Consider the following 13,863-nt stretch of genomic DNA (forward strand, 5'->3'; position numbering starts at 1 on the left):
TGCCCACCTGCGAACTCAAACGGGATAGTGCTGCTCCATGGGCCGCCTCGTGATGAAATTCGGCGGCACTTCGGTCGCCAATATCGAACGCATCCACAACGTCGCGCGTCATGTGAAGCGCGAGGTCGATGCCGGGCATGACGTTGCCGTGGTGGTTTCCGCCATGTCGGGCAAGACCAATGAACTGGTCGCCTGGGCATCGGCGGCGTCGCCCATGCATGACGCGCGGGAATACGACGCCGTGGTCGCCTCGGGCGAGCAGATCACGTCCGGCCTGCTGGCGATCGCCTTGCAGTCGCTCGGCGTCCAGGCCCGCTCATGGCAGGGCTGGCAGATTCCGATCCAGACCAGCGATGCCCATGCCTCGGCCCGGATTCTCGGAATCGACGGGGCGGAACTGATCAAGCGTTTCAAGGAGCGCAAGGAAGTCGCCGTCGTCGCCGGCTTCCAGGGCATCCATGAGGCGACCGGCCGGATCACCACGCTGGGCCGCGGCGGTTCGGATACCTCAGCGGTTGCGATCGCCGCCGCGATCCATGCCGACCGCTGCGACATCTACACCGACGTCGATGGCGTCTACACCACCGATCCCCGCGTGGTGCCGAAGGCCAAGCGGCTGGACAAGGTTGCGTTCGAGGAAATGCTGGAACTCGCCTCGCAGGGCGCCAAGGTCCTGCAAGTGCGCTCGGTCGAACTCGGCATGGTGCATAACGTGCGCGTGTTCGTCCGCTCCAGCTTCGAAAAGCCAGAAGATATCGATCCACACGGCACGCCGCCGGGAACGCTGATCTGCAGCGAGGAGGAAATCGTGGAAAGCCAAGTCGTCACCGGCATCGCCTTCTCCAAGGACGAGGCCCAGATTTCCGTCCGGCACATCGAGGACAAGCCGGGCGTTGCCGCCGCGATCTTCGGACCGCTGGCAGACGCCAGCATCAACGTCGACATGATCGTTCAGAACATCTCGCCTGACGGCAAGACGACCGATCTCACCTTCACCGTTCCGGCATCGGACTACAACCGCGCCAGGGACACCATCGAAAAGGCCCGTGACAAGATCGGCTACAAGACGATGGACAGTGCGACCGATGTCGCCAAGGTGTCGGTGATCGGCATCGGCATGCGCAGCCATGCCGGTGTTGCGGCGCAGGCATTCAAGGCCCTGTCGGAACGCAACATCAACATCCGGGCGATCACGACCTCGGAGATCAAGTTCTCGCTTCTGATCGACGCCGCTTATACCGAACTCGCGGTGCGAACGCTGCACACACTATACGGGCTCGACCAAGCCTAGACGAACAACCACACACGGGGACGGCATTGAACAACATCGCAAATGTCGCCAATGCCTTCCTGCTGGTCTATGCGGCCCTGTTTCCCATCGTCAATCCGGTCGGCAGCGCCGCGCTGTTCCTGCGCCTGACCCAGTTCGTCAGCCAGCCGGCGCGGGAGACGCTGGCACGCGGCGTTGCCGTGAACAGTTTCATGCTGCTGCTCGGTTCGCTGCTGATCGGCTCTCACGTCCTGGTCTTTTTCGGCATCACACTGCCGATCGTCCGCATCGCCGGCGGCCTCGTGGTGGCGGCGTTCGGCTGGAAGTTGCTGCATGCCGGCGAGGAGCCCGACGACCGGCGCAGCGCCGCGGACAACACCCCGGGCGCATCGGTCGATGCATTCTATCCGCTGACGATGCCGCTCACGGTCGGCCCGGGCTCGATCTCGGTGGCGGTCACGCTCGGCAGCCAGCGGCCGTCCTCGGCAGTCGATCTGTCCCAGCTGGCGATGTTCGGCGGCGGCGCCATCGCGGGCCTCGCCGCGATCGCAGCGACGGTCTACGTCTGCTACCGCTACGCCGGGAGCATCGTGGCCGGGCTCGGCGACCGCGGATCCCGCGTGGTGATGCGGCTGTCCGCCTTCATCCTGTTCTGTATCGGCATCCAGATCATCTGGAACGGCTATATGTCCCTGATCCCGGCGACGCATTGACGCCGGGTTCGCCTGGCACTGCGCTACTCTGTCACGGCTTTTTCGGTGGGATGACCGCCCGGAAATGGCAGGTGTTTTGCTTGGCAACATGAGCTTCAATTCGCTATAGCCTCATTCAGGGGCAACTGAGGCGCGTGCCGGATACTGCGACGCAACAGACAATGCCCGTAACGGTGAGCGGCGCCAGACAAGCGCTAAAAACCGTTTTTTGATAATGAGTTACCCCGACGCGCCGATTCACGCGCCGCGCCGGACTTGCAAGCGAGGGTGACAACAACATGCGGAGCGCGCTGGGAGGCCCCCGCGTCCTGTTGAGACGGCTCCGCGAGGTGATGGCCGAGAAGGTCAGCGCGCAAGACCGGCTCGACAAGATTGTGGTGCTGATCGCCGCCAACATGGTGGCGGAGGTCTGCTCGACCTACGTGCTGCGCGTCGACAACACCCTCGAGCTCTACGCCACCGAAGGTCTGAACCGCGACGCCGTCCACCAGACCGTGCTGAGCGCGCATGAAGGCCTCGTCGGCCTCGTCGCCAGCGAAGCGACGCCGCTCAACCTGTCCAACGCGCAAACCCATCCGGCGTATTCGTATCGCCCGGAAACCGGCGAAGAAATCTACCACTCCTTCCTCGGCGTGCCGATCCTGCGCGCCGGCAACACGCTCGGCGTGCTCGTGGTGCAAAATCGCGCCCACCGCACCTATGTCGAGGAGGAAGTCGAGGCCCTGCAGACCACCGCCATGGTGGTGGCGGAAATGATCGCCTCGGGCGAGCTGTCGGCGCTGGCGAAACCCGGCGCCGAACCCGCAGCCCGGCACTCCCTGCACAAGACCGGCTCGATCCTGGCGGACGGCATTGCGCTCGGCCACGTCGTGCTGCACGAGCCGCGCGTCGTCATCACCAACTACATCGCCGAGGACGTGCCGAAAGAGGTGAAGCGGCTCGAAACGGCGATCATCCAGTTGCGGGCGGATCTCGACCGCATGCTGGAGCGCGGTGACGTCGCCGATGGCGGCGAGCATCGCGACGTGCTGGAAGCCTATCGGATGTTCGCCAACGACCAGGGCTGGCAGCACAAGCTTCTTGAGGCCGTCGCCACCGGCCTCACCGCGGAAGCCGCGGTGGAGCGCGTCCAATCCGACACCCGTGCGCGGATGCTGCGCTCCACCGACCCCTATCTGCGCGATCGGCTGCACGATCTTGAAGACCTCGGTCACCGGCTGATGCGCCAACTGGTCGGGCGCGATCACGCGCCGTCACGCGAACATCTGCCCGACAACGCCATCCTGATCGCGCGTTCGATGGGCCCGGCAGCGCTGCTCGATTACGACCGCAAGCGGCTGCGCGGCCTCGTGCTCGAGGAAGGCACCGCCAATTCCCATGTCTCGATCGTGGCGCGGGCGCTCGGCATCGCCGCCATCGGCGAGGTTCCGAACGCAGCAGGTATCGCCGAGTCCGGCGACGCGATCATCGTCGACGGCACGTCGGGCTCGATCTACGTCCGGCCGTCGCAGGAAATTCAGTCGGCATATGCCGAACGCGTGCGCTTCCGCGCGCGGCGGCAGGAGCAGTATCGCGAGCTGCGCGACAAGCCCTGCGTCACCAAGGACGGCCAGCCTGTCGAGCTGATGATCAACGCCGGCCTCGTCATCGACCTGCCGCATATCGAAGACACCGGCTCGTCCGGCATCGGACTGTTCCGGACCGAACTCCAATTCATGGTGAGCCCGAGCCTGCCGCGCACCAGCGAACAGCTTGCGCTCTACCGCACCGTACTCGATGCGGCCGGCATCAAGCCGGTCACCTTCCGCACCCTCGACATCGGCGGCGACAAGGCGCTGCCTTACATGGACACGGTGGTCGAGGAAAATCCCGCGCTCGGCTGGCGCGCGATCCGGCTCGGCCTTGACCGTCCGGGGCTGCTGCGTGGCCAGATTCGCGCACTGCTGCGGGCCGCCAGCGGCCGCTCGCTGCGCATCATGTTCCCGATGATCTCGCAGGTCGATGAGTTCGATCAGGCAAAGGCCATCATCGAACGCGAACTGACCTATCTGCGCCAGCACGGCCACACCCTCCCCGAGCGTGTCGACGTCGGCACCATGGTCGAGGTCCCGGCCCTGCTCTATCAGCTCGACGAATTGCTGGAGCGGGTCGATTTCGTCTCCGTCGGCTCCAACGATCTGTTCCAGTTCCTGTTCGCCGTCGATCGCGGCAACGCCCGCGTGACCGACCGTTTCGACACGCTGTCGGCGCCGATCCTGCGCGCACTGCGCGATATCGTTTGCAAGGCGAAGGCGGCAGGAAAATCGGCATCGCTGTGCGGCGAGATGGCGTCGCAACCGCTTGGCGCGCTCGCATTGATCGCGCTCGGTTATCGCTCGCTGTCGCTGTCGGCTACCGCGCACGGCCCGGTCAAAGCACTGATTCTCGACCTCGACGCCAAAAAAGCGGCGGCGATGATTGCGCCGCTGCTCGATGCGCCGACCAGCAGCGTCTCGATCCGCAAGAAGCTGATCGAGTTCGCCGAGGCCGAGGGGCTGCCGTTGTAGCGAGGCTTCTCGCGACAACCGCACGTCTTCCCTTTCTGTTTGATGCCTGAGACTTCCGATGCTTCCTGAAGCCAAACTCGATGTTCTGCTGGCCCGACACGCCGCGCTCGAAGCCGAACTGCTCGGCCAGGTCAATTCGGAAACCTATGTCCGCCTCACCCGCGAGCTGAGCGAACTCACGCCCGTGGTGGACGCCGTCAAGGCTTATCGCTCTGTCGTGACGGAGCTCGCCGATCTCGACGCCATGATCGCGGACGCAGCCACCGAACCTGACATGCGCGCGATGGCAGAAAGCGAGCGGCCCCAACTGGAAGCCAGGCGCACCGAGCTCGAGCAAACGATTCGTGTCGCGCTGTTGCCCAAGGACGCGATGGACGAGCGCAGCGTGATGCTCGAAATCCGCGCCGGAACCGGCGGCGATGAAGCCTCGCTATTCGCCGGCGACCTGTTCCGGATGTACGAGCGCTTCGCCGCGTTGCAGGGCTGGAAGGTCGAGGTCGTCTCGGCGAGCGACGGCACCATGGGCGGCTACAAGGAAATCGTCGCCGACGTGCAGGGGCGCGGTGCGTTCGCCAAACTGAAATTCGAATCCGGTGTCCACCGCGTCCAGCGCGTGCCGGATACCGAAGCCTCCGGCCGCATTCACACCTCGGCGGCGACCGTCGCGGTGCTGCCGGAAGTCAAGGATGTCGATGTCGATATCAAGGATACCGATCTTCGCATCGAAACCATGCGCGCACAGGGCGCCGGCGGCCAGCACGTCAACAAGACCGAGTCGGCGATCCGGATCACCCACATTCCAACCGGCATCGTGGTGATGATGCAGGACAGCCGTTCGCAGCATAAAAATCGCGCCAGCGCGATGAACATCCTGCGCGCCCGCATCTACGACGCCGAACAGCAGCGGATCGATGCCGAGCGCTCTGCGGATCGCCGCGGTCAGGTTGGCTCGGGCGATCGTTCCGAACGAATCCGGACCTACAACTTTCCGCAAGGGCGCGTGACCGATCACCGCATCAACCTCACGCTCTACAAGCTGCCTCAGGTGATCGCCGGCGAAGCGCTCGGCGAACTGGTCGAGGCGCTGACCACCGAACATCAGGCCGCACAACTCGCGGCGCAGGGCGGCGTGTGAGCGCCCTCCCCGCGCTTGGCGGCGTGAGCGTCGACGCGGCGCGGCGCGCGCTCGCAGCAACATTCAAGACGCACGCCATCGACAATCCCGAGCTGGATGCACGGCTGCTGCTCGGCGCAGCGCTCGATCTCGATCTGACCGGATTGATCACCGCCGCCAACCAGACGCTGACCGCGGAGCAGGCGCAGCGCATTGATGAATGGGTCGCGCGCCGCGCGGCGGGCGAGCCGGTGGCGCGCATTCTCGGCCACAAGGAATTCTGGAGCCTGTCTTTCGAATTGTCGCCGGCGACACTGGTCCCGCGTCCCGATACCGAAACCGCGGTCCAGACCGCGCTCGACATCCTGCGCGATAGCGGCCTTTCGGGCGAACCAATTCGCATCGCCGATATCGGCACCGGCACCGGCGCAATCCTGCTCGCGCTGCTATCGGAGCTGCCGAAGGCGACGGGTCTTGGCACCGACATCAGCCGCGAGGCGCTCGAGACCGCGACGCGCAATGCGCAGCGCCTCGGCCTCGCCGATCGCGCAGTCTTTGTCGAAAGCGATTATGCAGCGGCGCTGACCGGCCCGTTCGATCTGATGATCTCGAACCCGCCCTATATCCGGTCGCGCGATATTGAGGGGCTGCCGCTTGATGTTCGCGCCCACGATCCCCATTTAGCCCTTGATGGCGGCGACGATGGCCTTGAGGCCTATCGCGTGATCGCACCGCAAGCCGCCGCCTTGCTGGACCGAGGTGCGGCATTGGTTCTCGAAATCGGACAAGGTCAGACGGGCGATGTCGCCCGGATTCTGATGTCAGCGGGGTTAACGCTGCACGGCCCGCCCAGGACCGATCTGGGGGGCATTCAAAGGGTCATCACGGCCCGGAAAACCGCCTGACTAGCTGGTCTGACAAGCGAAAAAACCTCTTGGAATATCGCTCCGGAGCGATTAGGTTCCGGCCACAACATCGGTTCAGGGCCATTGGCTACCGTCACGGACGACGGCGAAAGTCAGACCTCTCCAGAGACAATTCTCAGAGATGGGGCGCCCGCCGAGTGAAAGGTTCCTGAAAGGCGGATGTTTTCGAGCGTGTCGTCGGCTGAGGCCACGCTGCTTGGAACCGCAAAGCGAACGAAAGCCTGATTTTGCACTCGAACACTCAACGATGAAAACTCACGCTTGTGCAGACAGGCTGATTTGATCAGCCCGGGGAACCAGTTGTTGTCCCATGGGCACTCGGGGAACGCGTCTTTGCTGAACGCGAACGACAAGCTTTATTCGACGTTGAACGGCGTTGTGCCTTGCGCGCAAGCGCGCGGCATCGCGCGGAATGATCTTCAAGCGACCACCACCATGCAGGACTGGTACAAAGGCACGATATGAGAAACGGGCAGAACAACAAGCGCATGCGTAGCCGCAACAACAATACCAGTGGCGGCGGCGGAGGCCACAACAATAACAGGCGTGGCCAGAACCCGATGACCCGGGTTTACGAATCCAACGGACCCGACATCAAGATTCGTGGCACCGCCTCGCATGTCGCAGAGAAATACGTTCAACTCGCTCGCGATGCGCGCAGCTCCGGCGATCCCGTTGCCGCCGAGAATTACTACCAGCACGCCGAGCATTATTTCCGGCTGATTGCCGCCGCGCAGGAACAGTTTCGCCAGAGCCAGCCTCAGCCGCAGCTGCGCTCCGAAAGCGATATTTCAGACGAAGGCGGCGACGACAGCGAAAGCTATTCGAACTTCGGCGCCGAGCCGGGCTTTGTGCCCCAGCCCCACCAGCCTCAACCCCAAGCCCAGCCCTACCCCCGCGAACAGCAGCAGCCACAGCTTCGCGAGCAACGCGAAAGCCGCTCGCAGCAGCCTCCGGCACAGGCTGGCGACAACGTTGACCGGTTGCCTTCGTTCATCACCGGCGGCGCGCAGCCGCAGCCTGCTGGCAGCAGCACAGAGGCGAACGGCAATGGTGAAGGCGGCGGCCGTTTCGGCCATCGCCGCCGCCGTCGTCCGCGCCCCGAAGGCTCGTTCGCACAAGGCACGCAAGACCAGCCAGCCGCCAGCGACGACGCCAACCGAGGCAACGAATAAGATCAATCGGCGTATCCAGCTTCAGCTTCGGTCCTGAATGACGTGTCGCGGCGGCTGATCCCGCCGCGATGTCGACGGCACCAGCACGGGCATTGCAGGAATGAGGCGGGTGCGCTCGCGATGTGCGGGAATCGCGCGATAGACCTGCTTCGACGCCTCGACGATGTGCACACCGGCGAACGGCATCGACAGCGCCGCGCCGATTCGCTCCCACGCCATCGCGGAACGCAGAAACCAGCCATTCGCAAGCGGCGGCACAAACAGGGCTTCCCCCCATGCCGTCGGCGTGAACCAGGTCTGCCGCAGCAACTGCGTAATCTGTAGCCGTGAATAAGGCCGGCCGTGGCCGAACGGCGTGCTGTCAGTCCGCGTCCAGACGCCGCGGCGATTAGGGATGATCGCCATCATTCGTCCGGTCGGCGCCAGCACCCGCCAGACTTCGCGCAGCAATCCTTCCGGGTCGTCCGACATCTCCAGCGCATGCACCAGCAGGATGCGGTCGACCGCCGCATCGGGCAGCGGGAGCGAAAATTCATCGACCAGCGTCGCCAGTGTCGGCCGTGCCGTCGGCCATTTCAGCACACCCTGCGCCGCCGGCATCATCGCGATACAGCGTTCGGAATCCTCGCGGAACAGTCCGAGATATGGCGTTGGATAGCCGAGGCCGAGAACCCGCATGCCTTCGGCATGCGGCCAGCGCGCATGGATGCCGCGATTGATGAGGCGCCGCGCCACGATGCCGATGCGCTGGGAATAGAAATTGCGAAGGTCGATTACATCGATTGTCATCGCGGCAAGCTACCACGGCGGCGACGCCAGCGCAGCCCGCGGCGTCAAACATCGTGACGCGATTGCTAAGATCCGGCGTCAACGCGGACTTTCACCCGATTGCGACACCGTGCTAGCATCGAGGTACATCTCAACATCGGAGATATCATGGCTGCCGAGATTCGACTGTTTCCATGCCTGTCCGATAACTTCGGTTATCTGATCCACGATCCCATGACCAAGGCGACGGCGTCCATCGACGCGCCCGAGGCCGGACCGATCGTCAAGGCGTTGCAGCGCGAAGGCTGGACGCTGACCGACATTCTCGTCACCCATCATCACGAGGATCACGTCGGCGGCATTGCCGAACTCAAGGCCAAGTACAATTGCCGGGTGATTGCGCCTCACGACAAGGGGGCCGAGATTCATCAGGTCGACGAGCGCGTCAAGGAAGGCGACACCGTCAAGGTCGGGAATCTCACCGCGCGCGTGCTGGAAACACCAGGCCATACACTCGACCACATCAGCTACATGTTCGACCATGAACACGCGCTGTTCTGCGCCGATACGCTGTTTTCGATCGGCTGCGGCCGCGTCTTTGAGGGCACCTATCCGATGATGTGGGACTCGCTGCTGAAACTGCGTGCCCTGCCGAACAATACACGGGTCTATTGCGGCCACGAATACACGGCATCCAACGTCAAGTTCGCCCTTGGAATCGAGCCCAACAATCCGGCCCTGAAAGCCCGCGCCGAGGAAGTCGCCCAATTGCGGGCTGCCAACAAGCCGACGGTGCCGACACTGATCCGCGACGAGAAGGAAGCCAACGTGTTTCTGCGCGCCGACGTCCCGACAGTCGCCGCCGCGCTCGGCATGACCGGCAAGAGTCCCTCCGACGTGTTCGGCGAATTGCGCGAGCGCAAGAACAAGGGATGACGGACACGCCGTCTCTGACCGCGGCGCAGGTCATCGCACAGCTCGATCTCAAGCCTCATCCCGAGGGCGGGCATTATCGCGAAACATTTCGCGACGCCCGTCTCATCGACGGCCGCGCCGCCTCGACGACGATCTATTTTCTGCTGGCGCGCGGCGAGCGCTCGCACTGGCATCGCATCGACGCCGTCGAGATCTGGCACTATTACGCAGGGCATCCACTGGTGCTGCAGATCGCCGACGACAGCGGCCGGCGCGAGGTGCGCCTCGGCCCCGATCTCGCTGCCGGTCAACAGCCGCAAGCCATCGTGCCCGCCCATGCGTGGCAGGCTGCGGAAACGACCGGCGACTGGACGCTGGTGGGCTGCACCGTCGCGCCCGGCTTCGAGTTCACGCACTTCGAGCTTGCTGCGCCGAGATGGTCACCATAGCGCTAAGGCTTCGTGAAATTCGTTGCGAACCGGCACCCGCTTCGCCTGAAAGCGCTATCGACGCTCAGCGGCTACGCTTGGCAAACATGTCTTTTGCAGCGATCAGGCCGCCGCTCGCGATCAGCAGCGCGGCGAGCGCCAGCGTCGCGGTCGGTTGCGCGAATCCGCACACGATCAAGAACAACGTAGACAGCAGCGGCGTCGCGTAGGACGCAGCGCCCAGCACCCGGATGTCGCCGCGCTTCATGCCGATGTCCCAGGCATAGAACGCAAGGCCCACCGGACCAATGCCAAGCGCGACGATCGCACTCCATTGCAGCGCCGTTTCCGGCCACACCGTCGGCTCCACCGCAAGATGGATCGCCGCCGCGAGTCCCGCGGTGGCGAGACAGAAGCCGGCGACGGCATCGGTCGGCACCGCGGCAAGCTTGCGCGACATCACCGAGTATCCGGCCCAGACAAAGGCTGCGATGAACGCGGCAACGAAACCCGGAATGTGGGAAAGTTCGAACTGTCCGCCACTATTGCCGGCAAACAGCAGCACGGTGCCGGCAAGGCCAAGCACTGCGCCGATGACATGATGTGCAGCAGCCGCTCGCCCGGCAGCAACGACGACAGCAGCACGATCAGCAGCGGCCAGAGATAATTGACCACCCCGGCTTCGGCCGGTGGCGCCAGACGCAGCGCGATGAAAAACAGGGCGTGATAACCGAACAGCCCGCCGACGCCGACAAGCCACACCAGCGTCGGCTGGCGCAGTGCCCGCATCGCGCCGGGACGAAACAGCCACATGAGCGGGCCAATGCAGGCGCCGATCGCGAACGTCATCGCCAGCAACTGAAAGGCCGGAACGCGACCGGTCGCGACCGTGAGGGCTGCAAGCAGCGACCACATCAGAATGGCGGTCGGACCGATGAGAGTAGCGGCGCGCGATTCGATCATCACACCGTCATGGCGAGCCTGCTCGCATCCGTCAACGGCCGCTCGTATGTAGGCGCACCGCATGCCGTGTCGGACACCCGGCATGCAGCGTCTGCATCAGTGCAGGAATTGCCCGCCGTTGATGCTCAGCGTCGAACCGGTGATGAACGCGGAATCATCCGCAGCAAGGAAGACCACGCCCCGCGCGATCTCTTCCGGTTCGCCGAGCCGGTTGACTGGGATCAGCGGAATGACGTTTTTCTCCAGCACGTCCTTCGGCACTGCCTGAACCATCTCGGTATTGATGTAGCCGGGGCAGATCGCGTTGACGGTGATGCCGCCGCGAGCATTCTCCAGCGCAAGCGCCTTGGTGAACCCGATGTCGCCGGCTTTCGCCGCCGAATAATTCACCTGGCCGAACTGGCCCTTCTGACCGTTAATCGATGAAATGTTGATAATCCGGCCGAACTTGCGCGCGCGCATCCCTTCGATCACCTGCCGCGTCATGTTGAACAGTGAACCGAGATTGGTATTCATCACGGCATTCCACTGATCGAGCGACATCTTGTGAAACGGTACGTCACGGGTGATGCCGGCATTGTTGACCAGGACATCGATCGGTCCGAGATCAGCCTCGACCTTCTTGACACCCTCGACACAGGCGTCGAAAGCGCCGACATCCCATTTGTAAACCGGAATGCCGGTCTCCGCCTTGAACTTCGCAGCGGCTTCGTCGTTGCCCGCATAGCTCGCCGCGACGTTGTAGCCTGCCGCTTTCAGAGCCTTGCTGATTGCCGCGCCGATGCCGCGCGTGCCGCCCGTAACCAATGCCACCCGTGCCATGATAAATTCTCCTCCAAAACAATATCGTTTTGGAAGAGAAGTATTTCGAGCAAATTTGCCGACGGCAAGAAGAAATGCCCGGCAAGCTGCCGGGCATTCTGTATTTGTATTGTGCAGTGCGCTGCGGTTACGCGTCTGCCAATTGTAAAACTGTCTATCGTTCGACGCAGAGCGCGATGCCCATGCCGCCACCGATACAAAGTGTCGCAAGGCCCTTCTTGGCGTCACGCTTCTGCATTTCATGAAGCAGCGTCACCAGCACGCGTGCACCCGACGCACCGATCGGGTGGCCGATGGCGATAGCGCCGCCATTGACGTTGACCTTCGCAGGATCCCAGCCGATCTCCTTGTTGACGGCGGAAGCCTGCGCGGCAAACGCCTCGTTGGCTTCGATCAGATCGAGATCGCCTGGCTTCCAGCCCGCCTTCTTCAACGCCGCACGCGATGCCGGAATGGGACCAGTGCCCATGATCGACGGATCGACACCGGCCTGGGCCCACGACACGATCCGCGCAAGCGGCGTCTTGCCTTCCTTGGCCGCCTGCTTCGCGGTCATCAGCACCAGCGCAGCAGCACCGTCATTGATGGTGGACGCGTTGCCGGCAGTCACGGTGCCTTCCTTCTCGAAAGCAGGCCGCAACTTGGCCATTGCGTCAACCGACGCGCCGTGGCGAGGACCTTCATCGGCGTCAACGACGACCTCGCCCTTGCGGGTCTTGACCGTGAACGGCACGATCTCGTCCTTGAACTTTCCGGCCTTCTGCGCCGCTTCCGCTTTGTTCTGCGACTTGACCGCGAACTCGTCTTGCTGCTGACGCGTGATCTGGAACTGACGCGCAACGTTCTCTGCGGTGTTGCCCATGTGGTAGCCGTTGAACGCATCCCACAGGCCGTCCTTGATCATGGTGTCGACCAGGTCGAAGGCGCCCATCTTCACGCCGCCGCGCAAATGCTGCGCATGAGGCGCCATGCTCATGGATTCCTGGCCACCAGCGACAACGATCTCGGAATCGCCATTCATCAACGCCTGGTAGCCCAGCGCGACGGTGCGCAACCCGGAACCGCAAAGCTGGTTGATGCCCCATGCCGGGCTTTCCACCGGGATGCCGGCTTTCATGGCCGCCTGACGGGCCGGGTTCTGGCCCTGGGCGGCCGTGAGGATTTGGCCCATGATGATTTCGGACACGCGTGCCGGTTCGATGCCGGCACGTTCCAGCGCCGCCTTGATCGCAACAGCGCCGAGTTCATGGGCGGGTGTATTTGCAAACGCACCATTGAACGAACCGACGGCGGTACGAGCGGCGCTGACGATGACGACATCGTCGGACATGGGCATCTCCTGGTCTTTAAAGGCTAAGGCCGCCCGCCGGGATAGCGGGGCCTGTGCACTGCACTATCCTGTTAACCTCAGCCTTGCGTGTCAACCAAACTTCCTGTCCAGCGCCGAAACGGCTGATCTTGCAGTGACCGGGATACCGCCCCATGTTAACCGTGCCGCACAAAACGGTAGCCGAGCCGAACCTAAAATGCTTAGTTTGTGCAATGCGTTGTTTGCATTGCGTTCGGCGGCATCCGCCGGTTCCATTCCTCGGTATGTTAGGTGTGATTGCTTATGGCGAAATCCGACCAACCGATCACGATCAAGAAATACGCCAACCGGCGACTCTACAACACCGGCACCAGCACTTATGTGACGCTGGAAGACCTGGCGGCGATGGTGAAGGAAGGCGAAGACTTTCTCGTCTATGACGCAAAGACCGGCGACGACATCACCCGCTCGGTTCTGGCTCAGATCATTTTCGAACAGGAAAACAAGGCGGGGCAGAATTTGCTGCCAACCACATTCCTGCGTCAGCTGATCCGCTTCTATGGCGACAGCATGCAGATGGTGGTGCCGAAATATCTCGAACAATCGATCGATACCCTGACGCGCGAACAGGAAAAATTCCGCAAGCAGATGACCAACACCTTCAGCGGGACACCTTTCGCGCCGCTGGAAGAGCATGTCCGCCGCAACATGGAAATGTTCGAGCGCACGTTCTCGATGTTCAAGCCGTTCACGCCGGCGCGCAAGGAAGATACTCCTTCGTCCGACAGCAACTCCGCGAACTCCCCTCATGAGAGCGACGACATCGACGATCTTCGCCGCCAGATGAAGGACATGCAGGAGCGGCTCGAACGGATGTCGCGCGAGCCCGAGAAGGGCAGCAGCTAAAGGCATCG

The 13,863-nt window shown here is 63.1% G+C and carries 12 protein-coding genes and 1 pseudogene; 9 read left to right on the top strand and 4 right to left on the bottom strand.

Annotated elements, in window-relative coordinates; translation table 11 throughout:
* Positions 1 to 37 precede the first annotated feature (37 nt).
* The 6 genes from ASC80_RS17830 (at position 38) to ASC80_RS17855 (ending at position 7,744) form a co-directional block, all read left to right on the top strand.
* Positions 38 to 1,291, top strand: coding sequence for an aspartate kinase (locus tag ASC80_RS17830; protein WP_056300027.1), 1,254 nt, complete (start codon positions 38 to 40; stop codon positions 1,289 to 1,291).
* A gap of 26 nt (positions 1,292 to 1,317) precedes the next feature.
* Positions 1,318 to 1,983 (top strand): MarC family protein, encoded by a 666-nt coding sequence (locus ASC80_RS17835; protein ID WP_056300029.1) that lies wholly within the window; start codon positions 1,318 to 1,320, stop codon positions 1,981 to 1,983.
* Between the two features lie 278 nt (positions 1,984 to 2,261).
* On the top strand, positions 2,262 to 4,529 hold the full coding sequence (gene ptsP, locus ASC80_RS17840) for a phosphoenolpyruvate--protein phosphotransferase (protein ID WP_056300031.1): 2,268 nt from the start codon (positions 2,262 to 2,264) through the stop codon (positions 4,527 to 4,529).
* A gap of 58 nt (positions 4,530 to 4,587) precedes the next feature.
* Complete coding sequence (prfA, locus tag ASC80_RS17845; RefSeq protein ID WP_056300033.1) at positions 4,588 to 5,664, top strand: peptide chain release factor 1; 1,077 nt, start codon at positions 4,588 to 4,590, stop codon at positions 5,662 to 5,664.
* Positions 5,661 to 6,548 (top strand): peptide chain release factor N(5)-glutamine methyltransferase, encoded by an 888-nt coding sequence (prmC, locus tag ASC80_RS17850; protein WP_056300035.1) that lies wholly within the window; start codon positions 5,661 to 5,663, stop codon positions 6,546 to 6,548. The genes prfA and prmC overlap by 4 nt, the downstream gene beginning before the upstream one ends.
* Before the next feature lie 482 nt (positions 6,549 to 7,030).
* Positions 7,031 to 7,744, top strand: coding sequence for a DUF4167 domain-containing protein (locus ASC80_RS17855; protein WP_056300037.1), 714 nt, complete (start codon positions 7,031 to 7,033; stop codon positions 7,742 to 7,744).
* Positions 7,745 to 7,765: 21 nt separating this feature from the next.
* Here ASC80_RS17855 and ASC80_RS17860 read toward each other — a convergent pair whose 3' ends face one another.
* Positions 7,766 to 8,533 carry a class I SAM-dependent methyltransferase gene (locus ASC80_RS17860; RefSeq protein WP_056300041.1) on the bottom strand — a complete coding sequence of 256 codons (768 nt, stop codon included), beginning with the start codon at positions 8,531 to 8,533 and terminating at the stop codon, positions 7,766 to 7,768.
* 147 nt (positions 8,534 to 8,680) lie between these two features.
* Between ASC80_RS17860 and gloB the strand changes: the two genes are divergently transcribed.
* Positions 8,681 to 9,448, top strand: a complete 768-nt coding sequence (gene gloB / locus ASC80_RS17865; RefSeq protein ID WP_056300042.1) for a hydroxyacylglutathione hydrolase — start codon at positions 8,681 to 8,683, stop codon at positions 9,446 to 9,448.
* Positions 9,445 to 9,876: a cupin domain-containing protein gene (locus ASC80_RS17870; protein ID WP_056300045.1), complete on the top strand. Its 432-nt coding sequence runs from the start codon at positions 9,445 to 9,447 to the stop codon at positions 9,874 to 9,876. Before gloB ends, ASC80_RS17870 begins: the two co-directional genes overlap by 4 nt.
* 64 nt (positions 9,877 to 9,940) lie before the next feature.
* Here the strand turns inward: ASC80_RS17870 and yddG are convergent.
* The 3 genes and pseudogenes from yddG to ASC80_RS17885 all read right to left on the bottom strand — a co-directional run bounded on the left by yddG (position 9,941) and on the right by ASC80_RS17885 (position 12,970).
* Positions 9,941 to 10,815, bottom strand: a pseudogene (gene yddG / locus ASC80_RS17875) (aromatic amino acid exporter YddG).
* 99 nt (positions 10,816 to 10,914) lie between these two features.
* On the bottom strand, positions 10,915 to 11,640 hold the full coding sequence (gene phbB, locus ASC80_RS17880) for an acetoacetyl-CoA reductase (protein ID WP_056300048.1): 726 nt from the start codon (positions 11,638 to 11,640) through the stop codon (positions 10,915 to 10,917).
* A 154-nt stretch (positions 11,641 to 11,794) separates the two neighbouring features.
* Complete coding sequence (locus ASC80_RS17885) at positions 11,795 to 12,970, bottom strand: acetyl-CoA C-acetyltransferase (protein WP_056300050.1); 1,176 nt, start codon at positions 12,968 to 12,970, stop codon at positions 11,795 to 11,797.
* A 282-nt stretch (positions 12,971 to 13,252) separates the two neighbouring features.
* Between ASC80_RS17885 and phaR the strand changes: the two genes are divergently transcribed.
* Entirely contained in the window at positions 13,253 to 13,855 is a 603-nt protein-coding gene (gene phaR / locus ASC80_RS17890) for a polyhydroxyalkanoate synthesis repressor PhaR (protein ID WP_056300052.1), read from the top strand.
* Positions 13,856 to 13,863: the final 8 nt, after the last annotated feature.

Source organism: Afipia sp. Root123D2 (genome assembly GCF_001425835.1).
Classification (GTDB): domain Bacteria; phylum Pseudomonadota; class Alphaproteobacteria; order Rhizobiales; family Xanthobacteraceae; genus Afipia.

What these genes read in the sequence shown, in the direction of transcription:
- ASC80_RS17885 (WP_056300050.1), bottom strand. Translation starts at nt 12,970, where the DNA reads ATGTCCGACGATGTCGTCATCGTCAGCGCCGCTCGTACCGCCGTCGGT.
- ASC80_RS17855 (WP_056300037.1), top strand. Translation starts at nt 7,031, where the DNA reads ATGAGAAACGGGCAGAACAACAAGCGCATGCGTAGCCGCAACAACAAT.
- ASC80_RS17830 (WP_056300027.1), top strand. Translation starts at nt 38, where the DNA reads ATGGGCCGCCTCGTGATGAAATTCGGCGGCACTTCGGTCGCCAATATC.
- ptsP (WP_056300031.1), top strand. Translation starts at nt 2,262, where the DNA reads ATGCGGAGCGCGCTGGGAGGCCCCCGCGTCCTGTTGAGACGGCTCCGC.
- prfA (WP_056300033.1), top strand. Translation starts at nt 4,588, where the DNA reads ATGCTTCCTGAAGCCAAACTCGATGTTCTGCTGGCCCGACACGCCGCG.
- ASC80_RS17860 (WP_056300041.1), bottom strand. Translation starts at nt 8,533, where the DNA reads ATGACAATCGATGTAATCGACCTTCGCAATTTCTATTCCCAGCGCATC.
- ASC80_RS17870 (WP_056300045.1), top strand. Translation starts at nt 9,445, where the DNA reads ATGACGGACACGCCGTCTCTGACCGCGGCGCAGGTCATCGCACAGCTC.
- phbB (WP_056300048.1), bottom strand. Translation starts at nt 11,640, where the DNA reads ATGGCACGGGTGGCATTGGTTACGGGCGGCACGCGCGGCATCGGCGCG.
- phaR (WP_056300052.1), top strand. Translation starts at nt 13,253, where the DNA reads ATGGCGAAATCCGACCAACCGATCACGATCAAGAAATACGCCAACCGG.
- gloB (WP_056300042.1), top strand. Translation starts at nt 8,681, where the DNA reads ATGGCTGCCGAGATTCGACTGTTTCCATGCCTGTCCGATAACTTCGGT.